Source organism: Nocardiopsis tropica, from assembly GCF_042660575.1.
Classification (GTDB): Bacteria; Actinomycetota; Actinomycetes; order Streptosporangiales; family Streptosporangiaceae; genus Nocardiopsis; species Nocardiopsis tropica.
Map to the genome: position 1 here is coordinate 231,946 of NZ_JBHSUF010000006.1, position 21,565 is coordinate 253,510.

Annotated in this window: 13 protein-coding genes; 8 read left to right on the forward strand and 5 right to left on the reverse strand. The window is 72.5% G+C overall.

Features of this window, described 5'->3' with window-relative positions; genetic code table 11:
* Positions 1–32: 32 nt before the first annotated feature.
* Entirely contained in the window at positions 33–2,753 is a 2,721-nt protein-coding gene (locus ACFQBR_RS12010) for a bifunctional acetate--CoA ligase family protein/GNAT family N-acetyltransferase (RefSeq protein ID WP_344184645.1), read from the reverse strand.
* 320 nt (positions 2,754–3,073) lie between these two features.
* Between ACFQBR_RS12010 and ACFQBR_RS12015 the strand changes: the two genes are divergently transcribed.
* Positions 3,074–4,009: a carbohydrate kinase family protein gene (locus tag ACFQBR_RS12015; RefSeq protein WP_267950288.1), complete on the forward strand. Its 936-nt coding sequence runs from the start codon at positions 3,074–3,076 to the stop codon at positions 4,007–4,009.
* Between the two features lie 102 nt (positions 4,010–4,111).
* On the opposite strand, the gene ACFQBR_RS12020 is transcribed toward ACFQBR_RS12015, so the two are convergent.
* Entirely contained in the window at positions 4,112–6,277 is a 2,166-nt protein-coding gene (locus ACFQBR_RS12020) for a RecQ family ATP-dependent DNA helicase (RefSeq protein ID WP_344184646.1), read from the reverse strand.
* A 294-nt stretch (positions 6,278–6,571) separates the two neighbouring features.
* Between ACFQBR_RS12020 and ACFQBR_RS12025 the strand changes: the two genes are divergently transcribed.
* From ACFQBR_RS12025 to cds1, 5 genes are all read left to right on the forward strand, one after another.
* The gene (locus ACFQBR_RS12025; protein ID WP_378553248.1) at positions 6,572–9,466 is read left to right on the forward strand and encodes a glycosyl hydrolase; all 2,895 of its coding nucleotides are present in this window, start codon (positions 6,572–6,574) and stop codon (positions 9,464–9,466) included.
* A 279-nt stretch (positions 9,467–9,745) separates the two neighbouring features.
* Positions 9,746–12,226, forward strand: a complete 2,481-nt coding sequence (locus tag ACFQBR_RS12030; protein ID WP_267948681.1) for a DNA gyrase/topoisomerase IV subunit A — start codon at positions 9,746–9,748, stop codon at positions 12,224–12,226.
* An 82-nt stretch (positions 12,227–12,308) separates the two neighbouring features.
* Positions 12,309–12,839 carry a beta-class carbonic anhydrase gene (locus tag ACFQBR_RS12035; protein WP_267948680.1) on the forward strand — a complete coding sequence of 177 codons (531 nt, stop codon included), beginning with the start codon at positions 12,309–12,311 and terminating at the stop codon, positions 12,837–12,839.
* Positions 12,840–13,062: 223 nt separating this feature from the next.
* Positions 13,063–13,389 (forward strand): tetratricopeptide repeat protein, encoded by a 327-nt coding sequence (locus ACFQBR_RS12040; protein ID WP_267948679.1) that lies wholly within the window; start codon positions 13,063–13,065, stop codon positions 13,387–13,389.
* A 192-nt stretch (positions 13,390–13,581) separates the two neighbouring features.
* Positions 13,582–14,724 (forward strand): L-cysteine desulfhydrase Cds1, encoded by a 1,143-nt coding sequence (gene cds1 / locus ACFQBR_RS12045; protein WP_344186088.1) that lies wholly within the window; start codon positions 13,582–13,584, stop codon positions 14,722–14,724.
* A 68-nt stretch (positions 14,725–14,792) separates the two neighbouring features.
* Here the strand turns inward: cds1 and ACFQBR_RS12050 are convergent, their stop codons facing one another.
* Entirely contained in the window at positions 14,793–16,898 is a 2,106-nt protein-coding gene (locus ACFQBR_RS12050; RefSeq protein ID WP_267948677.1) for a DNA gyrase/topoisomerase IV subunit B, read from the reverse strand.
* 471 nt (positions 16,899–17,369) lie between these two features.
* On the opposite strand from ACFQBR_RS12050, the gene ACFQBR_RS12055 reads away from it, so the two are divergent.
* Entirely contained in the window at positions 17,370–17,594 is a 225-nt protein-coding gene (locus ACFQBR_RS12055; RefSeq protein ID WP_267948676.1) for a DUF7455 domain-containing protein, read from the forward strand.
* 87 nt (positions 17,595–17,681) lie between these two features.
* On the opposite strand, the gene ACFQBR_RS12060 is transcribed toward ACFQBR_RS12055, so the two are convergent.
* Positions 17,682–18,371: a GNAT family N-acetyltransferase gene (locus tag ACFQBR_RS12060; protein WP_344186089.1), complete on the reverse strand. Its 690-nt coding sequence runs from the start codon at positions 18,369–18,371 to the stop codon at positions 17,682–17,684.
* A 281-nt stretch (positions 18,372–18,652) separates the two neighbouring features.
* Between ACFQBR_RS12060 and yaaA the strand changes: the two genes are divergently transcribed.
* A complete protein-coding gene (yaaA, locus tag ACFQBR_RS12065; protein ID WP_344186090.1) occupies positions 18,653–19,450 on the forward strand; it encodes a peroxide stress protein YaaA in 798 nt (265 codons plus the stop codon).
* Positions 19,451–19,753: 303 nt separating this feature from the next.
* Here the strand turns inward: yaaA and ACFQBR_RS12070 are convergent, their stop codons facing one another.
* Positions 19,754–21,451 carry an RNA polymerase sigma factor gene (locus ACFQBR_RS12070; protein ID WP_378553255.1) on the reverse strand — a complete coding sequence of 566 codons (1,698 nt, stop codon included), beginning with the start codon at positions 21,449–21,451 and terminating at the stop codon, positions 19,754–19,756.
* Positions 21,452–21,565: the final 114 nt, after the last annotated feature.

Consider the following 21,565-nt stretch of genomic DNA (forward strand, 5'->3'; position numbering starts at 1 on the left):
CCGGGCCGAGAAGCGGGCGGACCACCCCCTGATCAGAACGTCACCCCGCGCAGCCTCCGCGGCCCCGCGTCGGGCCGTACCTCGGGCGCCTCCCGCAGCCACATGCGCGCGCCCAGCACGTGGGCTCCGGTGGCGTTGACGAGGACAGGGTCCAGGTCCACGTAGCCGATCTCGGGAAATGCCTCCACCAGGCGCGACACCCGGATGAGGAGTTCCTCCAGCGCCTCCACGTCGGGCTGCTCCGCGAGCGAGGTCGCGCCCGCGGGGAGGCCGAACAGCAGGGGCGCCGCACGCACCGCGTGGATGAGGTCGGCGGCGTCCATGTCGGTGAGGGGCGCCAGGCGGAACGCCCGGTCGTCCAGGAGCTCGGCGGTCACGTCGGCCAGGCCGAACGAGACCACCGACCCGAAGGACTGGTTGTCCCCCGCGCGGATCACCGTGGGCACGCCGGGCGCGGCCATGCGCTGGACGACGAGCCCCGCCTCGGCGCCGAACCGGTCGTACAGCGACAGGAAGGCGCTGCGCACGTCCTCCGGCGTGCGCAGGTCCGCCCGGACGAACGCGCCCCCCGCACGGACCCGCAGGTCGGGCGAGTCGGCCTTGACGACCACCGGGTAGCCGAGGTGCCCGGCGGCGACCACGGCGCCCTCCGCCGAGGACACCGGGATGTCCGGGTAGGCGGTGATGCCGTAGCAGGACAGCAGGTCGCGGGCGTCCTCGCCGGAGATCGCCGTCTCCTCGTCGTAGCGGCGCTCGCCGCCGAACCAGGCGACGTCGTCCGCGGACGGCTTGGCGTTCCTGAGCGCGCGGACCAGCGTCGCGCGGGCACGGGCACCGTCGATGTCGGGCAGCTCGGGGTGGCGTCCCGGCTTGCGGTTGCGCCACTGCGTGTAGCGGGTCGCGTAGGCCAGGGCGCGGACCGCGTCCTCGGGCGAGGGGTAGGAGGGAACCGATCCGCGCAGGGTCTCGCCCCTGTCGCCGACGTGGCGCAGCTCCTCGGGGAGCCCCTGGCGCCCCAGGTAGGTGGCCACGATGGGCTTGTCGGAGTTGAGCGAGCGCGCTCTGAGGACCCGCGCGACGTCGTCGGAGATGGGGTGGAGCGCGGGGATGAACACGACCACGACCGAGTGCACGTCGTCGGCCGCCAGGGCCGTCTCCAGCGCGAGGTCGAAGTCCTCGGCGGTGGCCTGGGGGCCGAGGTTGACCGGGTCGTGGGGCTTGAGGCCCTGACGCACCGCGGCGTCCTTGACCAGCAGCTCCAGGGAGTCGGAGTTGCCGATGACGCCCACCCGCGGCCCCTTGGGCAGGGGCTGGTAGGCGAACACCTGGGCGGCGTCGAACATCTGCGTGATGTCGTCGACCCGGACCACCCCGGCCTGCTGGAACAGCGAGGTGACGGCGTAGTCGGGCAGGGCGAGCCCTCCCGCCGCGTGGCCGGTGGGGGTGGTCTGCGCGGAACCGCCGCTGCGCACCGCCACGACGGGCTTCTGTTTGGCGAGGCGCCGGGCCAGGCGTGTGAACTTGCGCGGGTTGCCGAGCGACTCCAGGTACTGCAGGACGACCTCGGTGGCGGGGTCCTCCTGCCAGTACTGCATGAGGTCGTTGCCGGACACGTCGGCGCGGTTGCCCGCGGAGACGAACGTGGACAGGCCCATCCCGCGCTCGGCCACCCGCTGGAGGATGGCCCGTCCCAGGGCGCCGGACTGGGAGAAGAAGCCGATCGAGCCCACCGGGGGCAGGTCGGGCGACAGCGTCGCGTTGAGCGACACCCGGGGGTCGCTGTTGGCGATGCCCAGGCAGTTGGGGCCGACGACGCGCATGCCGGCGGCGCGGGCGGTGCGCACCAGCTCGTCCTGGCGCGCGCGGCCCTCCGGTCCGGTCTCGCCGAACCCGGAGCTGACCACGACCAGCCCGAGCACGCCCTTGTCCGCGCACTGCTCGACGACGTCGACGACCATGTCGGCGCGGACCGCCACGACGGCGAGGTCCACCTGGTCGGGGATGTCCAGGACCGAGGGGTAGGCGCGCACGCCCACGACGGCCTTGGCCTCGGGGTGCACCGGGTAGACGGGCCCCTGGAACTCGCCTCCGAGGAGGTTGCGCAGGGCCGTCTGGCCGATGGTGTGGGCGGTCCGGCTCGCGCCGATGACGGCGACCGAGTCGGGGAAGAGGAGCCGGGCGATGGAGCGCGACTCCGCGCGCTGCTCGCGGGCCCGCATGACCTCGGTGGAGTCGTCCGTGGGCTGGAGGTCCAGCGTGAGGCGGATGACCCCCTCGTCGAAGGTCTGCTGGGCGGTGTACCCGGCTTCGCGGAAGACGTTGATCATCCGCCGGTTCTCGGGCAGCACGTCGGCGATGAAGCGGCGCACCCCCCGTTCGCGCGCGGCCGCGCCGATGTGCTCCAACAGCACCGACGCCAGGCCGCGGCCCTGGTGGCCGTCCTCCACGACGAAGGCGACCTCGGCCTCCTCGGGCGCGACCTTGTCGTAGCGCACCACGGAGACCAGGGAGTCGGAGATGGTGGCGACCAGGGCCACGCGGTCCTCGTAGTCGACCGTCGTGAACCGTTTCACATCGCGGTCGGAGAGCTTGGGGTAGGGCGCGAAGAACCGGTAGTAGATCGTCTCCGGGGAGAGGCGTGCGTGGAACTCGCGCAGCAGGTCGGCGTCTTCAGGGGTGATGGGGCGCAGGTGCGCGGTGCCTCCGTCGGTCAGGACGACGTCGGCTTCCCAGTGATTCGGGTAGGACTGCACGACTGCGAGACTAGACGACAATCGGTCGAATCCGGGGAAAGTCCATGCGGGCACCGCGAAAACGCCCCGGGGCGTCCGCACGGTATGCCCTCCCCGGCCCCCGGTCGGCCCGTGCGGGCTACCGGCCCCACGTGACGCAATGCTCATCGCGGGGGGCTCCCGGGGCGCGGCGACGCCCTCCACAGCGGCGATCGGCGCCCTTCCGCCGACGTGTGGCCGGGGCGCGTTCAGTTCGTTACACGCCGCTGACGGTTCACCTGTTAACGTCGTGCGAGCACGGATTCTTATAACCCTCGGTGGTGGCTGGCGAAATGACACGAGTGGTCGTGATCGGTGACCTGATGACCGACGCCGTCGCGCGCGCGTTCCACCCGTTGGCCCGCGGCAGCGACACTCCGGCGTCCGTGATCATGTATGGCGGGGGCTCCGGGGCGAACATCGCCTCGTGGCTGGCCGTGGAGGGTACCGACACCACCTTCGTCGGCCGCCGCGGCTCCGACATCACCGGCCGGACCCGTGAGATGGAGCTCATGGGCTACGGTCTGGACTCGCGCATGGTGATGGACCCGGAGCGGCCCACGGGGACCTGCGTGGTGATGATCACCCACCGGGGCGACCGCACGATGCTGAGCGACCCCGGCGCCAACGCCCGCCTCCAGCCCGAGGACCTCCCCCGCGACGTGTTCGGCCCCGACGGGCACCTGCACGTGTCGGGGTACACCCTGATCAACGCCGACTCCCGGCGCGCGGCCCGGGTGGCGCTGCGGATGGCCCGCGAGAGCGGGATGTCGATCTCGGTCGACGGCGGCTCGCACGCGCCGCTGGAGCGCGCGGGCGCCGAGAACTTCCTGGACTGGACCCAGGGCGCGCGGCTGCTGTTCGCCAACGTCGACCAGGCCAGGGTGCTGACCGGCCGGGAGGACCCCGAGGCCGCGGCGAAGGTGCTGACCGCCTGGTTCCCCAACGTGGTGCTCAAGCTGGGCCAGGGCGGCGGACTGTGGGCGTCCAAGACCCGTGACGACTGCGTGACCGCTCCCGCCGAGCCGGTGGAGCCCTCCCCCGGTTCCGTGGGGGCCGGCGACGCCTTCATCGCGGGGTTCCTCCCGGCGTGGCTCGCCGGCCGCCATCCCAAGGAGGCGTTGGGCCGCGCCCACCGCCTGGCCGCGCGGGCCCTGCACCAGCCGGGCGCCCGACCCGACCTGGGGGAGGGCCAGCCCGTCCGGCGCGGCGCCCCCCGCGGCCAGCGCATCCGCTGACCCCGCACGCCTTCGTTCCGGCGGGTGTGCCGCGGCGCTGCCGCGGCACACCCGCCGGTCCGCGTCGGGGGGCGGCGGACCCGCACCCCGCCGCGGCGGCGCTCAGCCCCCGGTGGTGGCCAGGGTCAGCGGCAGCACCTCGGGGGCGCCCGCGCTCCTGAGCAGGGCGGCGCCCACGGTCAGGCTCCAGCCGGTGTCGGTGTAGTCGTCCACCAGCAGGACCGGTCCGGGCGTCTCGGCCTGGACCGCCGCCAGCCGCTCGCGCAGCTCGTCGCCGACGCGCAGGGACGCGTACACCTGGGCCAGGCGCATGGCGCTGTTGTGCTTCCTCTGCTCCACGGCCCCTCCGTACTCCAGCGCCCCGATCGGGGTCAGCCTCCCCAGCCGGGACAGGCGGGAGGCGAGGTCGTTGATCAGGGCGGGCCGTGTGCGGGACGGCATCACGACGACGCCGACCGGCCGGCGCTCCCAGCCCCACGTGGCGAGGACCCGTACGACGCCCTGGAGCATCCGCTCGTCCACCGGGGCGTCCGGCGCGTCGTCCGCGAGCACGCGCCTCAGCTCGTTGCCCCACCCGATGTCGGTGAGGCGGCCCAGGGCCCGCCCCTCGCCCGCGCGGAGGTCGTCCTTGATCTTCCCGGTCAGCCCCACGCCCAGGGTGTCCATGCCGGACGGCCACTGCCGCCTCGGGGCGATGGGCGTGCCCGGCCGGTCGAGGTGCTCCGCCGCGGCCTCACGGCGCCCGGGGTCCACGTCGGTGTTCCAGTACTCGCCGGTGCACACGTCGCAGCGCCCGCAGGCGACGCTCTCGGGGTCGTCCAGCTGGCGGCGCAGGAACTCCATGCGGCAGGTGTCGAGGTCGATGTAGTCGAGCATGGCGCGCTGCTCCCGCTCACGCGCCTCGGTGACGGCCGCGTACCGCTCCGCGTCGTAGCTCCACGGCCGGCCGGTGGCCTCCCACCCGCCGCGGACCCGGCGGACCGCGCCGTCCACGTCCAGCACCTTCAGCATCTGCTCCAGCCGGGTGCGGCGCAGGTCCACCCGGGTCTCCAGCGCGGCCACGGACAGGGGCCGGCCCTCCGCCGCGAGCACGTCCAGGGTCTGGCGCACGGTCTGCTCCGGCGGGAACGACAGCCCCGCGAAGTACTCCCAGATCTGGGTGTCCTCGCGGCCGGGCAGCAGGACCACCTCGGCGCGCTCCACGCCACGTCCGGCGCGGCCCACCTGCTGGTAGTAGGAGATCGGGGACTGCGGCGCACCGAGGTGCACGACGAACCCCAGGTCGGGCTTGTCGAAGCCCATGCCGAGCGCGCTGGTGGCCACCAGCGCCTTGACCCGGTTGGCGAGGAGGTCGTCCTCGGCCTCCCGGCGCTCGTCGGGGTCGGTCTGCCCGGTGTAGGCGCGCACCTCCAGCCCCTGCTCGCGGAGGAAGCGGGCGGTCTCCTGGGCGGCGCTGACGGTCAGCGTGTACACGATCCCCGATCCGTGGATCTTGGGGAGGTGCTCCGCGAGCCAGCTGAGCCTGGCCGTGGGGTCGGGCAGCCGCGCCACGGCCAGCCGCAGGCTCTCCCTCTCCAGCGAGCCGCGCAGCACCAGGGTGTCCTGGCGCTCGCCGCCCGCCTGGAGCTGCTCGGCGACGTCGCGGGTGACCCGCTCGTTCGCCGTGGCCGTGGTGGCCAGGACGGGCACCCCGTCCGGCAGGTCGTGCAGCAGGGACCGGATGCGCCGGTAGTCGGGGCGGAAGTCGTGGCCCCAGTCGGAGACGCAGTGGGCCTCGTCGATGACGACCAGGCCCGCGCCCGCGGCGAGCTCCGGCAGGACCCGGTCGCGGAACTCCGGGTTGTTGAGCCGCTCGGGGCTGACCAGCAGGACGTCGACCTCGCCCGCGGCGACGTCGGCGTAGGTCGCCTCCCACGCGGTGGTGTTGGCGCTGTTGATGGTCCGGGCCCGGATGCCGGCCCGTTCCGCGGCCGAGATCTGGTTGCGCATCAGGGCCAGGAGGGGCGAGACGATGACGGTCGGGCCCGCGCCCTCCGCCCGGCGCAGGGCGGTGGCGACGAAGTACACCGCCGACTTGCCCCAGCCGGTGCGCTGGACGACGAGTGCCCTGCGGTGTTCGGCGACCAGGGCGCGGATGGCGGTCCACTGGTCCTCGCGCAGCCGTGCGGAGTCCCCGGCCAGGGCCCGGAGGTGCGCCTCGGCCTGCTCGCGGAGCGCGCCGCCGGAGGCGTCGGCGGGGACGGTGGTGTCAGCGGTGGGTGTGGCCATGTCCTCCTTGGTACCAGAGCCGGGGGACATCGGAGGGGTCGTCCACAGGACGGACGCGCGAGGGCCTCCGCTCCGGCGCGGCGCCGGGGCGCCCGCCGCACCCGGTCCCCGGGGGGACCGCGTCCGAAAAGAGCCGCAGAACACGCCGCGTAACGAAACGGAAACTATCCGTCTTCCCGGCATTGCACTCCCGAACCGGTATCTGAACACTCGACGCCAGGGCTCACGTCTGGGGCGCTCGCGTCTGGGAGCGCTCCCGCATTCTCGCGACACGCACGGCGGAAGGACAATGACATGCACCGACCACGGGGCCGGACCGGCCCCCGACACGCCTCCCCCGAGGCCCCGGCCCGACGACGGGGAGGGCCCGCCCGGCCCGCGCTCCTGGCGGCCGGCGCCGCCCTCCTCCTCACCGGCGCCGCCCTCCCGGCGCTCACCGGGCCCGTCCCCGCGACCACCGCGGCGGCCACGGGCGCCGCAGCCGTCCCCGTGGGGTCCGGCAGCTACACCGACACCCTCCCGGCCGGGGCCTCCGGCCCCTCCGACCTCAGCGGCGCACCGGCCTCCCCCAAGGTCACCGACGACTACGAGGGCGCGGCCCCCACCAACGAGTGGTGGTCCTCCCTCATCTTCCAGCGCTATCCGGAGAACCCCCACGGCGAGAACCTCTTCGCCCACCCCGCCAGCTACCACCCCCACGAGGGCGGCCTGGAGATGGGCTACCCCGACACCCCCCGGCTCGTGGCCGACGGCCTCAAGTACGAGTTCCCCCACGTCCCCGACCTCTCCCTGGGCGCGGTCGGCCTCGACTCCCCCGACACCCGGGTCGCCGACAGCGGCGACTGGACGGTCACCGCCGAGTGGGCGGGCGGAGGCCCCACCCTCCGCGTCACCATCGGGCAGGGCCTGCCCTTCGCCTACGCCGAGACCAGCGGCGGCGACGCCGAGGTGAGCTTCAGCAGCGCACCCGACGTCTGGCACGAGGACGGCTCCGTCGTCGGCGCGAGCGTCGGCGGCCGCCACTACGCGCTGTTCGCGCCGTCGGGTTCCCCCTGGACCCGGTCGGGCGACACCTTCACCGCCGCCACCGGCGACGGCGGCCACTACTCCGTCGCCGTCCTCCCCTCCCCCGGGGACCTGGACGCCTTCGCCCCCTACGCCCACTCCGTCGTCACCGGCTCCGTGGTCGACTACGACTACGACGAGGCCGGGGCCACCCTGACCAGCACCTACCGGGTGGAGACCGAGGCGGTCGAGGGCGACCGCACCGGCACCCTCATGGCGCTCTACCCCCACCAGTGGGACAACGCCGTCACCGACGTGACCGGCCTGTCCTACACGTCCCCGCGCGGCGAGATGCGCGTCGCAGAAGGCGGCAGCTTCACCACGGAGCTGACCACCAACGGCGTCCTGCCCAGCCTGCCCACGGTCGACGGCGCCGACCACGACCGCATGCGGCAGCTCATCGACGAGGTGCTCGCCGGGGAGGAGCTCTTCCCCGAGCCCGGCGACACCTACTGGGACGGCAAGGCCATGGGCCGTCTCGCGCAGCTCGTCCCCATCGCCGACTCCATCGGCCACACCGAGGCCCGCGACGAGCTCCTCGACCTGGTCAGGGGGCGCCTGGAGGACTGGCTGACGGCCGGCGGCACGCGCCAGTTCCACTACGACGCCGAGTGGGGGACCATGCTCGGCTACCCCGACAGCTTCGGGGCCGCCCAGGAGCTCAACGACCACGACTTCCACTACGGCTACTTCGTCTCGGCCGCCGCCGTCGTCGCCCGCTACGACCGCGCCTGGGCGGCCGAGGACGCCTGGGGCGGGATGATCCGTCTCCTGATCCGCGACGTCGCCGCCACCGACCCCGACGACCCGATGTTCCCGCGCCTGCGCTCCTTCTCTCCCTACGCCGGGCACGGCTGGGCGTCCGGGCACGCCGGGTTCGCGGCGGGCAACAACCAGGAGTCCTCCTCCGAGGGCATGCACTTCGCCGCCGCCACCGCCCTGTTCGGCTCCCTGGCCGGCGACGAGGAGATCCGCGACCTCGGCGTGTACCTGCACACCACCCAGGCCTCCGCGATCCCCCGCTACTGGCAGGACCAGGGCGGCGGGACGTTCCCGGAGGACTACGAGCACGACGTCGTCGGCATGGTGTGGGGCGACGGCGGCGACTACCGCATCTGGTGGGACGGCGGCGACGAGGAGCACTACGGCATCAACTACCTGCCCATCACCGCCGGTTCGCTGTACCTCGGGCACGACCCCGAACACGCCGGCGCCGTCTACCGGTCGCTCGTGGACCGCCTGGGCCGCGAGCCGGAGATCTGGAGGGACATCCACTGGGCGCACCGCGCCCTCTCCGACGGCGACGACGCCCTGCGCATGTTCGAGGAGCAGTGGCAGACCTACGAACCGGAGGCGGGCGGCTCCAAGCCGCACACCTACCAGTGGGTCTCCACCCTCGCCGAGGTCGGCACCGTAGACGCCTCCGTCACCGCCGACACCGCCCACTACGCGGTGTTCGACGACGGCGGGACCCGCACCCACACCGCCTTCAACCCGGGCACCGACCCGGTGACGGTCACGTTCTCCGACGGCGTCGAACTGAGCGTGGAGCCCGGTTCCCTGGCCTCCACCAGGGGTGAGGGCGGCGGGGGCGACCCCGGAGACCCCGGTGACCCGGGCGACCCCGGGGAGGGCAACGTCGGTGACGGAGACCTCCACCTGACCCCCTCTGCTCTCTCCGGAACCCCGCACGGGTCCGCCGACGAGATCACCGTGGCCTCCGCCAGAGGACGCAACCAGGACGGCCTGCCGCCGGAGGACCGGGTGGTCCTGCGGGTCGACGGCCTGACCGGTTCCCACAACGGCGACGCCACCGCGTTCTCCCTGCCGGTGGACTCCGGAAACGCGATCGCCAACGCGGTCCAGGTCCGCGTGGTCTACGACCTGGACGGCGACGGCACCGACGACCGGACGGAGACCTACCGCTACTTCGCCACCAACGACCAGTCCGGCTGGGAGGAGTACACGCAGGGAGGAGGCGCGGCCGACAGCGACGGCGCCCTCGGCGACATGGTCGACGGCTCGGTCCGCGTCGAACTGTGGAGCGCCCTGGGAAGCGACAGCTCACGGATCCTGGTCGGCCCGGACGACGGTGCCTCGGTCACAATCCCCTTCAGCGACTGACGGCGGGCAGGCTCTGACCGGCGGTCAGAGCCTGCTCTTCCGGGCCCCGCCCCGGCCCGCGCCCGGGCGCCCGAACCAACCCCCGTCGGCCAGGTCCCCCTCCGGGGAAGAGGGCCCGGACCCGTCACCCCGTCGCACCACGGTGCTTTTCACCCCTCTCTGCTTCCAGGGCGAAAACCACGTCGCAAGGGGTCAAAACCCCTCAGTCGCGCGACTCACACACGTCCAACCACGCGTCCGCGTACGTTTCAGTCTCCGGCACAGGCCAGAATTACGGACATGGCCCGTACTACTTCCCGTCCCCCCGAGGATCTCGCCGAGAAGATCATCGACATCGACGTCTCCGAGGAGATGCGAGGCAGCTTCCTGGAGTACGCGTACTCGGTCATCTACCAACGCGCGCTCCCCGACGCCCGCGACGGCATGAAGCCGGTTCAGCGGCGCATCCTCTACCAGATGAACGAGATGGGGCTCCGCCACGACCGCGGGCACGTCAAGTGCGCCCGTGTGGTCGGGGACGTGATGGGACGGCTCCACCCCCACGGTGACAGCGCCATCTACGACGCCCTCGTCCGCCTCAGCCAGTCCTTCGCCATGCGCGTGCCCCTGGTCGACGGCCACGGCAACTTCGGTTCGCTGGGCGGCGACGACGCCCCCGCCGCCATGCGCTACACCGAGGCCCGTCTGGACCGCGCCGCCGAGCTGCTGGTCTCGTCCATCGACGAGAACGTCGTCGACTTCAAGCCCAACTACGACGGCCAGGAGACCGAACCCGAGGTCCTCCCCGCCGCCTTCCCCAACCTGCTGGTCAACGGGGCGTCCGGCATCGCCGTGGGCATGGCCACCAACATGGCCCCCCACAACCTGGGCGAGGTCATCGCCGCCGCACGCCACCTGATCTCCCACCCCGACGCGACCCTGGAGGAGCTCACCGAGTTCGTGCCCGGCCCGGACCTGCCCACGGGCGGCACCATCGTCGGGCTGGACGGCATCCGCGACGCCTACCGCAGCGGCCGGGGCACCTTCAAGACGCGCGCCACCGTCGCCATCGAGAAGGTCTCCGCCCGCCGTACCGGCCTGGTCGTGACGGCCCTCCCCTACAACGTGGGCCCCGAGAAGGTCGTCAGCCGCATCAAGGAGCTGGTGCAGTCCAAGAAGCTCCAGGGCATCTCGGACCTGAAGGACCTCACCGACCGCACCCAGGGCCTGCGCCTGGTCATCGAGCTCAAGAACGGCTTCAACCCCGAGGCCGTGCTGGAGGAGCTCTACCGGCTCACGCCGATGGAGGAGTCCTTCGGCATCAACAACGTCGCCCTCGTGGAAGGCCAGCCCCAGACCCTGGGCCTGCGCGAACTCCTCGAGGTGTACGTCAACCACCGCCTGGAGGTCGTCCGCCGCCGCAGCGAGTTCCGCCGCACGAAGCGGCAGGAGCGCCTGCACCTGGTGGACGGCCTGGTCACGGCCCTGCTGGACATCGACCGCGTCATCGCCCTCATCCGCGAGGCCGACGACACGGCGGCGGCCCGCGAGTCCCTGATGGGCGCCTACGGCCTGTCCGACACCCAGGCCCGCTACATCCTGGACACCCCGCTGCGCCGCCTGACCCGGTTCGACAGACTGGAGCTGGAGACCGAGCGGGAGAAGCTCAACCAGGAGATCGACTCCCTCACCGCGATCCTGGAGTCGGACAAGAAGCTGCGCCGCGTGGTCTCCAAGGAGCTCGCCGACGTCTCCAAGGAGTTCGCCACCCCGCGCCGCACCCAGCTGCGGGAGAGCGACGGGGCGGCCCGCAGCGCGGTCGTCCCGCTGGAGATGGCCGACCAGCCCTGCCACGTGCTGTTCGGCGTCGACGGCGCCATCGGCCGCAGCAAGGGCGCCGCGGTGCCGCGCGTCTACGAGGGGCTGCGCACCCGGCACGACGCCATCCACGTGTCGGTGCCCACCACCTCGCGCTCGGACGTCGGCCTGGTCACCGACCTCGGCCGGATGATCCGCGTCCCGGTGGTGGAGCTGCCCGAGCTGCCGGACCGCGACGACGAGCGCCCGCCCCTGGCCTCGGGCCTGGACGTCGGGGAGTTCGTCCAGCTCGAGGAGGGCGAGCGCGTCGTGTCGGTGGTGGCCATGGATACTTCGGGCCCCGGCTTCGCCGTGGGCACGGTCGGCGGCGTGGTCAAGCGCGTCGCCCCGGACTACCCGCCCAACAAGGACGACTTCGAGGTCATCGCGCTCAAGGACGACGACCGCGTCATCGGCGTCACGCAGCTCTCCTCGGGTGAGGAGGACCTCGCCTTCATCACCTCGGAGGCCCAGCTGCTGCGCTTCTCCGCGAGCACCGTGCGCCCGCAGGGCAGGCCGGCGGGGGGCGTGGCGGGCGTGCGCCTGTCGGAGGAGGCCCGCGTGCTCTGGTTCGGCGCCGTCCCGAGCCCGGAGGACTCGGTGGTGGTCACCGTCTCCGGTTCCTCCAGCGCGCTGGAGGGCACACAGGCCGGCTCGGCCAAGGTGACGCCGTTCGAGACGTATCCGACGAAGGGCCGCGCCACGGGCGGCGTGCGGTGCCACCGCTACCTGAAGGGCGAGGACACCCTGCTGTTCGGCTGGATCGGCCGGGCACCGGCCCGCGCCTCGCGGGCGGACGGCAAGCCCGTCCGGCTTCCCGACACCAGCGACCGTCGGGACGGGTCGGGTGACGCCCTCCCGAGGGCGATCGTTACTGTTGGTAGCGGTCAGACCGACTCCGGGATCACCGGTCCCGGCGCCTGACCCCTCCATCCCGTGCCGTGCACACCGGAGTGCTCCGGTGTGCACGGCACAGCTGTGACCAAGGACAAGGGAGTGACTCCACGTGGGTGACAACAACGGTGCCGTCCCCTCCGCAGGCGCCTTCGACGACGTGTTCGCGGCCAACGCGGGCTACGCGGCCGACTTCTCGCTGGCCGGGCTCAAACCGGTCGCGGGGCGCGGCCTCGCCCTGGTGACCTGCATGGACTCCAGAATCGAGCCCCTGGACATGCTCGGCCTGGAGCCGGGCGACGCCAAGATCCTGCGCAACGCGGGCGCCCGGGTGACCGACGACACGCTGCGCACCCTGGTGCTGGCGGTGTACCTGCTCGGGGTCGAGCGGGTGCTGGTCCTTCCGCACACCCGCTGCAAGATGGCGTCGGTGCCCGGCGACGACGCCGTCCACGACCTCATCCAGCAGGAGTACGGGGTCGACACGCGGAGCCTGGAGTTCCACACGAACAGCGACCAGCTGGGCGCGCTGGGGCACGACCTGGAGCGCATCCGCCACCACCCGCTGCTCCCCGCCGGCCTGCCCGTCGCGGGTGCGATCTACGACGTGGACACCGGGCGGATCTCCCCCACGGACCTGTGACGACGCGGCGCGGAGCGCCGTCCGCGCCTCCCGGGGCCCCGGCCCGGGGGGCGGACCGCGTGTGCGGGCCCCGTGTGCGGGGATCTCTCTGATGGGGGTGGTGGCGCCAGTGGGTCACACCAGACCTCACAAAGCGCCTCCACCCCACACGCCACACCAGGGAATGCGGCCGGACCCCTGGCCGTTGTGATCCGGGACGGTTCGCGCCGTCGGAAGGAGCACCGTGGAAGAGAGCACCTACGAGACCTACAACCGCGCCCGCATGTTCATGGAACTGGGCGACCCGATCTACGCGGCCCGCACCCTCGAACCGATCGTCGAGCACGATCCCGACAGCAGGTCGCTGCTGGAGCTGCTCGGACGCGCCTACTTCCACTCCGCTCAGCTCAACAAGGCCGAGAGGACCTTCCGCAGGATCATCGAGCTGGACCCGGTGGACAACTGGGCGCACATCGCGCTCGCCCGCACGCTGGAGCGCCAGAGCCGCCACGACGAGGCTGCCACCTACCGGCGCATGTACTCGGTGATGTCCGGGGGATCGCTGGACTGAGGGGCGCCGCCCGGCGCGCCCTCCCCCGCACCGGGGCCGCCGGCCGGGCGGCCGCGACCCGGGGCCGGGCCCGAGGGGCCCGGCCTCCCGTGTGCCGGGGCGCCCCCGGGTGGACCGGCGCCCCCGCCCGGCGCGCTCCCGGCCCCCGGGGCGCGGAGGGGCCGGGGACCCGGGAGGGCTACCCTGCTGACCATGGCATCCTCACCAACCGGTCCGGAACCGGACGACGCCGCCCCGTGGGTGGACCGCAGCGACGCCGGTACCCGCGCCTGGGTCGACGAGGCGGTCCGCAAGGTCGTGGCGGACGCGAACCGTTCGGCCGACACCCACCTGCACGTGTTCCCCCTGCCCCCGGAATGGGGCATCGACCTGTACCTGAAGGACGAGTCGGTGCACCCCACCGGCAGCCTCAAGCACCGGCTGGCGCGTTCGCTGTTCCTGTACGGGCTCGCCAACGGGTGGATCCGCGAGGGCACCACGATCGTGGAGGCCAGCTCGGGGTCCACCGCGGTCTCGGAGGCCTACTTCGCGCAGCTGATCGGGCTGGACTTCATCACGGTCATCCCGCGCAGGACCAGCCCGGAGAAGATCGCCCTCATCGAGCGGTACGGCGGCCGGTGCCACTTCGTGGACAGCCCGCCCGCGATGTACACCGAGGCGGAGCGGCTCGCGGCGGAGAGCGGCGGCCACTACATGGACCAGTTCACCTACGCCGAGCGGGCCACCGACTGGCGCGGGAACAACAACATCGCCGAGTCGATCTTCGAGCAGCTCGGCATGGAGCGCTACCCCTGTCCCGACTGGATCGTGGTGGGGGCGGGCACCGGGGGCACGTCCGCGACCATCGGGCGGTACCTGCGGTACCGGCGGATGGACACCCGGCTGGCCGTCGTGGACCCGGAGAACTCGGCGTTCTTCCCCGGCTGGGTCACCGGCGCCCCGGACTACGCCACGGGGATGCCCTCCAGGATCGAGGGCATCGGCCGCCCCCGGATGGAGCCGAGCTTCGTCCCCTCCGTGATCGACCTCATGATCCCCGTGCCCGACGCGGCGAGCATCGCCGCGATGCGGCACCTGTACGACCACACCGGCCTGTCCGCCGGCGGCTCGACGGGCACCAGCCTGTGGGGGGTGTGGCACCTCGTCGCCAGGATGCTCCGTGAGGGCCGCAGGGGCAGCGTGGTCACCCTGATCTGCGACGGCGGCGAACGCTACCAGCACAGCTACTACGACGACGGCTGGGTGGCGCAGAAGGGCCTGGACCCCGCCCCCTACCGGGCCTCCATCGACCGGTTCCTCGGGGACGGCGTGTGGGAGCCCCCCGCCGCCCCCTGAGGACGCGCGAAGGGCCCGCACCGGGGTGCGGGCCCTTCGCGCGAGGGCCTCTCCGGCCCTCGTCCCGGTCAGATGTCGACGCGGGCGATGTCCAGCTCCTGGGCGCCCTGCTGGATGAACTTGCGGCGCGGCGCCACCTCGTTGCCCATCAGCAGGTTGAACACGGCCGCGGCCTCCTCGGCCTGCTCGACCCGGATCCGGCGCAGGGTACGGTGGCGCGGGTCCATGGTGGTCTCCGCCAGCTGGTCGGCGTCCATCTCGCCCAGGCCCTTGTACCGCTGCACCGGCTCCTTCCAGCCGATCTTGCGCTTCTCCAGGTCCAGCAGCGTGCGCTGGAGCTCGGCGTCGGAGTAGGTGTAGATGTAGCGGTCCTCGGGCTTGGCGCCCCGCTTGCGCCGGACGTTGGTCAGCTCGATGCGGTGCAGCGGCGGCACCGCCGCGAACACCCGGCCGGCCTCCAGCATCGGCCGCATGTAGCGGTAGATGAGCGTGAGCAGCAGGCAGCGGATGTGCGCGCCGTCCACGTCCGCGTCGGCCATGAGGATCATCCGGCCGTAGCGGGCGGCGTCGATGTCGAAGGTCCGGCCCGACCCCGCCCCGATGACCTGGAGGATCGCGGCGCACTCGGCGTTCTTGAGCATGTCGGTGACCGACGACTTCTGCACGTTGAGGATCTTGCCCCGGATCGGCAGCAGCGCCTGGAACTCCGAGTTGCGCGCGAGCTTGGCGGTGCCCAGCGCGGAGTCCCCCTCGACGATGAACAGCTCGCTGTGCTCCAGCCCCTCGCTGCGGCAGTCCACCAGCTTGGCGGGCAGCGCCGAGTTCTCCAGGGCGTTCTTGCGCCGCTGGGTCTCCCTCTGCTGGCGGGCGGCCAGGCGCGCCTTGGCGGCGCCCACGACCTTCTCCAGCACGGTGCGGGCCTTGGCCTTCTCCGGCTTCTTGGTGGAGGTGAGGAACTCGCGGAGCTCCTTGCCGACCACTTGGGAGACGATGCGGGTCGCGGCGGAGGTGCCGAGGATCTCCTTGGTCTGGCCCTCGAACTGCGGTTCGGGCAGGCGGACGGTGACGACCGCGGTGAGCCCCTCCTGCGTGTCGTCCTTGGTGACGGGGTCGTCGCTGTTCCGGAGCAGCTTGGTGGCGCGCAGCTGGTCGTTGACGACCCGCACCAGGGCGCGCTCGAAGCCGTTGATGTGGGTTCCGCCCTTGGGGGTGGCGATCACGTTGACGAAGGAGCGCACGGTGGTGTCGTAGCCGGTGCCCCAGCGCAGGGCGACGTCGACGTCGAGGCGGCGCTCGACGTCGGCGGGCACCATGTGGCCGGCGTCGTCCAGGACGGGGACGGTCTCGGTGAAGCTCCCGCTGCCCTGGATGCGCAGGACGTCGCTGATCGGGTCGTCCGGCGCCAGGAAGGTGCAGAACTCGCCGATGCCGCCGTCGAAGCGGAACTCCTCCTCGTGGGCGGGCTCACCCTCCGCGCGCTCGTCGCGCACCGAGATGGTCAGTCCCGGGACGAGGAAGGCGGTCTGGCGGGCCCGGTCCAGCAGGTTCTCGCGGGCGATCTCCGCGTCCTTGAGGAAGATCTGCATGTCCGGCCAGAACCGGATGCGGGTGCCGGTGGTCCTCTGGGCGACCTTGCGGATCTGGTCCAGGCCGGACGAGGGGGTGAACTCGGCGTCGGGCCCGGGGCCCGCGAAGCGGCCGGGGATGCCCCGGCGGAAGCTCATCGCGTGGGTGCGGCCCTGGCGGTCCACCTCCACGTCGACCCGGGCGGAGAGGGCGTTGACGACCGAGGCGCCGACGCCGTGCAGACCGCCGGAGGCGGTGTAGGAGCCGGAGCCGAACTTGCCGCCCGCGTGGAGCTTGGTCATGACCAGCTCCACGCCGGAGAGCCCGGACTTGGGCTCGAGGTCGACCGGGATGCCGCGCCCGTCGTCGCTCACCGCCACCGAGCCGTCGGCGTGGAGTGTGACGTCGATCCGGCCGCAGAAGTCACCCAGGGCCTCGTCCACGGAGTTGTCGATGATCTCCCACATGCAGTGGGTGAGGCCGCGGCTGTCGGTGGACCCGATGTACATGCCCGGGCGTTTGCGCACCGCCTCCAGACCCTCGAGGACCGACAGGTGCCGGGCTGAGTAGTCCCCCGGGTCGTGGACGGCTGCGGTCAAGGCGGTCACTCGGACATCTCCTGCGTTTCGAGGGCCATCGGGGTCTGATGCGGTGCGTGCCCTTTGTACCGCGCCGCACCGACGAAAGGGGGGCCTGGCCGCGGCGCGCCGGTCGCTTTCCGTCGCACGTGGCGGGCTGGGCGGGCGCGCGCCGCCGGGGCGCCGTCCGGCGTCGTCGCCGGGAGCGCACGAGCGTGTTCCGCTGGTACAGGGGCGAAGGGAGCACGGGTCCCGCCCCGCGCGAGACTACCACCTCTGGTGGATGCGACCTGGATACTCCCCTTTTCCGGGGATGCAGGGCCCTCCCCGGGGTAGAACGAGACCGAGAGCAGACGACCGACGAGAAAGGTCCCAAAGCGTTCCTTCCAGGCACCAACCAGGCAGATTCCGCTGTCGGCGTACACGGCGGCTGGTTGGGAACGTCTGGGTCGGGTTAGATGTTGTCAGAGGTGACTAACGCCGAGTATTGAGGATGGCGAAGTGACTGGAACCCTTGCCCCCACCCAGCCGCTGACGGCTGCTGACCGTTGCGACCGCTGTGGTGCACAGGCTTACGTCCGGGTGCTGCTGAACTCCGGCGGCGAACTCCTGTTCTGCGCACACCACATGCGCAAGCACGACGACTCTCTCCGAAAGATCGCTTCGGACATCCAGGACGAGACCGACAAGCTCACCGAGAGCAAGAACTCCGCGGACGAGCGTTAGCCACACGAGCACAAGAGAAGACGGCCCGACAGCGACGGCGGCCCCGCCAGGGGCCGCCGTCCCTTTGTGTGCGGGGTCTCCTCCCCCTCAGCCCAGGACCCGGTTGTGGTAGCGGGAGACCGGGGCGAACCCGGCGCCGCCGTACAGCCGCAGGGCCGGCTCGTTGCCCTCCACCACGCACAGGTAGGCGCTCCGCGCCCCCTCGTCGTACGCCCACCGCAGCAGGTCGGCGAGGAGGCCCGTGGCCACGCCCTTCCCGCGGGCCCCGGGGTCGGTGACCATGGCGCAGATCCCGACCGACTCCCCGTCCAGGACCGCGCAGCCCCGGCCCTCCCCCGAGGCGGCGACACCGTAGGCCGTGCCGACCTGTCCGAGGATGCGCGTGACGGTGTCCGCCGTGCGCGCGTCCACGCCCGTGCGCCCGAACAGGGCGGACCATGCGGGGGTGGGACGCGCGGTGATCAGGGAGGCGCCCTCGGCGGCGGGGCGCTCGTCCAGGCCTCGGGCGAGGACGAGGGTGGGCTCCACCACCTCGTAGCCGTGCTCCGCCAGCCTGGCGTCCACGGCCTCCTCCCCCGGCCACACCTGTGCGCAGGGCCTCACCCCGTGCCCGGTGTAGTAGGCGGTGACCTCGGCGACGTCCGCGCCGGGGTCCAGGACCAGCGCGGAGTTCGCCCGCTTGGTCACCCCGTCGGCGAGGCCGAGCCTCCAGCCCCCGCGCGTCTCCGCGGTGAACGCGGGCCAGTCCCGCGCCACCCTCGCCGCCCACTCGTGCATGCCCGCTCCCCGGAGTCCTCGTCGGAAGCGGACGATGCTACCGGGCGGCCCGCCGCGGCGGTCGCGCGGCCCCGAGGGCACGGGCCCGGCGTCCACGCCGCTCCGCGCCCGCGGCGGCGGGCCCGGCAGGACGGCGCTCCCCGTGCGGGCGCCGGTGGTCCGCCCCGGGACCGGGCGCCGCCGACCTCGCGGGCGGATCCCCGGGGGATCCGCCCGGCACCGCCGAACACGCCCTAACATGGGCGGGAACCCACTGCCCCGCCCCTTCTGGAGTCCGCACCATGCTCGTCCTGCTGCCGCCGTCCGAGGGCAAGGCCGGTTCCGGGGAGGGACCGCGCCTGGACCCGGGCTCGCTCACGCTGCCCGAGCTCGCCCCGGCCCGCGAACAGGTGCTGGCGGCGCTGACGGAACTGTGCGCGGGCCCCGAGGACGTCGCCATGGACGTGCTGGGCCTGACCGCCAACCAGGCAGACGCCCTCAAGCGCAACCTGGACGCGGCCACCGCGCCGACGCTGCGCGCCGCCGAGCTGTACACGGGTGTCCTCTACGAGCGGCTGGGACTGCCCGGCCTCCTCGACTCCCCCGCGGTCGGCCGCGTCCGCGAGCGGGTGCTGGTCTTCTCCGGCCTGTGGGGTGTCGTCGGCCCCGCCGACCGGCTTCCGCCCTACCGGCTGTCCATGGGGGTGCGGCTGCCCCCTCTGGGCGGCCTGGGCGCCCACTGGCGACGTGCGCTGGCGGGCCCCCTGGGCGGGCTCGCCGAGGGGCGGCTGCTGGTGGACTGCCGTTCGGCCGCCTACGCGGCGGCCTTCAGGCCGACCGGCGCGGCGGCCGGGCGCACCGTCGCGGTGCGCGTGCTGCGCGAGCGCGAGGTGGGCGGGACCGTCGAGCGGTCGGTGGTCAGCCACATGGCCAAGGCCACCCGGGGCGACATCGCCCGCGCGCTCCTGGTGGAGGGCGTGGACGCCGGCACCCCGGAGGAGCTGGTGGCGGCCCTGCGGGACCTGGGGCACACCGCGGAGCTGGCGCCCGCGGCGCGGGCGGGGGCCCCTCGCGTCATGGACGTGGTCGTCCGCGACTGAGGCGGAAGCGTGAGGCGGGGGTGACCCAAAGTCACTCCCCGCGACATAACGACTCGGTATCGCAACTTTATGCCGCACCTACAGCGCGTACGACACCATGGGCGGCGTCGGATGGATGAAGGACACACCCTGGGAGGCCGGACCCGCGCGCGGGAAGGGACGCTCCCACCGGACGCCGGAGGACACGCGGGGGTCGCCACGCCCGTGAGCCGACGCGGTGCCGGAAGCCGTTGTGCCGCCCCGCACGCGGGCGGGACGGCACAACGGTCTCGGTCCTGCTTCGGTCGGGACTACCCGGGGGACCTAGTCCAGGTAGTCGCGGAGCACCTGCGAACGCGACGGGTGACGGAGCTTCGACATCGTCTTGCTCTCGATCTGCCGGATGCGCTCACGGGTGACCCCGTAGACCTTGCCGATCTCGTCTAAAGTCTTCGGCTGGCCGTCGGTGAGCCCGAACCGCATGGAGACGACGCCGGCCTCGCGCTCGGACAGGGTGTCCAGCACCGAGTGCAGCTGCTCCTGGAGCAGGGTGAAGCTGACGGCCTCGCCCGGCTGGATCGCCTCGGAGTCCTCGATGAGGTCGCCGAACTCGCTGTCGCCGTCCTCGCCCAGCGGAGTGTGCAGGGAGATCGGCTCGCGACCGTACTTCTGCACCTCGACGACCTTCTCCGGGGTCATGTCGAGTTCCTTGGCCAGCTCCTCCGGGGTGGGCTCGCGGCCCAGGTCCTGGAGCATCTGGCGCTGGACGCGGGCCAGCTTGTTGATGACCTCGACCATGTGCACCGGGATGCGGATGGTGCGGGCCTGGTCGGCCATCGCGCGGGTGATCGCCTGGCGGATCCACCACGTGGCGTAGGTCGAGAACTTGAAGCCCTTGGTGTAGTCGAACTTCTCCACCGCGCGGATAAGGCCGAGGTTGCCCTCCTGGATCAGGTCCAGGAACAGCATGCCGCGCCCCGTGTAGCGCTTGGCGAGCGACACGACCAGCCGGAGGTTGGCCTCCAGCAGGTGCTTCTTGGCCCGGCCGCCGTCCTCGGCGATCCACTCCAGCTCGTCGCGCAGCTCGAAGGTGAGGATGTCGGCCTCGTCGGAGAGCTTCTCCTCGGCGAACAGGCCGGCCTCGATCCGCTTGGCGAGCTCGACCTCCTGCTCGGCGTTGAGGAGCGGCACCTTGCCGATCTGCTTCAGGTAGTCCTTGACCGGGTCCGCGGTGGCTCCGGCCGCGACCACCTGGGCTGCGGGGGCGTCGTCGTCATCGTCGTAGAGGACGAAGGACTCGTCCTCCTTGTCGGGCTTCTTGCTCGGCGCGCCCACGGCCTCGGGCTTGGCCGGCTTGGCGTCCTTGTCCGAGGGGTCCGGGGTGTCCGGGGTGTCCTCGACCAGCTCCAGCTCGGCGCCGGTGTGCTCGAGGTCGTCCAGGACCTCGTCGTCGTCCTCGAACTCGCCCTCCGCGGCCAGTTCGAGGTCCTTCTTGCCCGCCTTCTTGGCGGTCGCGGTCTTCTTGGCCGCCGGGCCCTTGGACGCGGTCGTCTTCTTGGCCGCCGCGGCCTTCTTGGGGGCGGTCGCCTTCTTGGCGGTCGCGGTCTTCTTGGCCGCGGGCTTGCGGGCGGTGCCGGAGGCGCCCTCCGCGGAGTCGACCACCGCGGTGACCGTCTCGGGCTGCTCGTGGGCGGCCGCGGCGCGCACGGGCTTGGCGGCCCGACTCGTCGTGGTCGTCGTGGTGGACTTGGTCGAGGTGGACCGCGTGGTCGCCGTCTTGCGCCGCGGGGCCTTGCGCCGGGAGGAGGCCGACTCGGGAACGAGTACGGTCACACCCTCCTTGGCGAGGCTGCGGAGCACGGACTGCGCCTGCGACATCGGAATTTCGGCCTCTTCGAAGGCACGGCGCACGTCCTCGGGCTCAAGAAAGCCCTGGGACCGCCCACGCTCGATCAGCTGCTGAATGACGGGCTCTTGCAGTGACTCGGACTGCTTCGAGCGAGTCGAACTGGCAGATGACACAAACACCTCTCGAACGGACGTGTGGCGAGATTGTCGGACCCGGTGGTCCGCCCGGTCGGGACCGGGCACGACACCCTCTCCCACCTGCGGCCTGGGATCGTCCCCACTGGGGCG

What these genes read in the sequence shown, in the direction of transcription:
- cds1 (WP_344186088.1), top strand. Translation starts at nt 13,582, where the DNA reads ATGGCATCCTCACCAACCGGTCCGGAACCGGACGACGCCGCCCCGTGG.
- ACFQBR_RS12020 (WP_344184646.1), bottom strand. Translation starts at nt 6,277, where the DNA reads ATGGCCACACCCACCGCTGACACCACCGTCCCCGCCGACGCCTCCGGC.
- ACFQBR_RS12060 (WP_344186089.1), bottom strand. Translation starts at nt 18,371, where the DNA reads ATGCACGAGTGGGCGGCGAGGGTGGCGCGGGACTGGCCCGCGTTCACC.
- ACFQBR_RS12030 (WP_267948681.1), top strand. Translation starts at nt 9,746, where the DNA reads ATGGCCCGTACTACTTCCCGTCCCCCCGAGGATCTCGCCGAGAAGATC.
- ACFQBR_RS12025 (WP_378553248.1), top strand. Translation starts at nt 6,572, where the DNA reads ATGCACCGACCACGGGGCCGGACCGGCCCCCGACACGCCTCCCCCGAG.
- yaaA (WP_344186090.1), top strand. Translation starts at nt 18,653, where the DNA reads ATGCTCGTCCTGCTGCCGCCGTCCGAGGGCAAGGCCGGTTCCGGGGAG.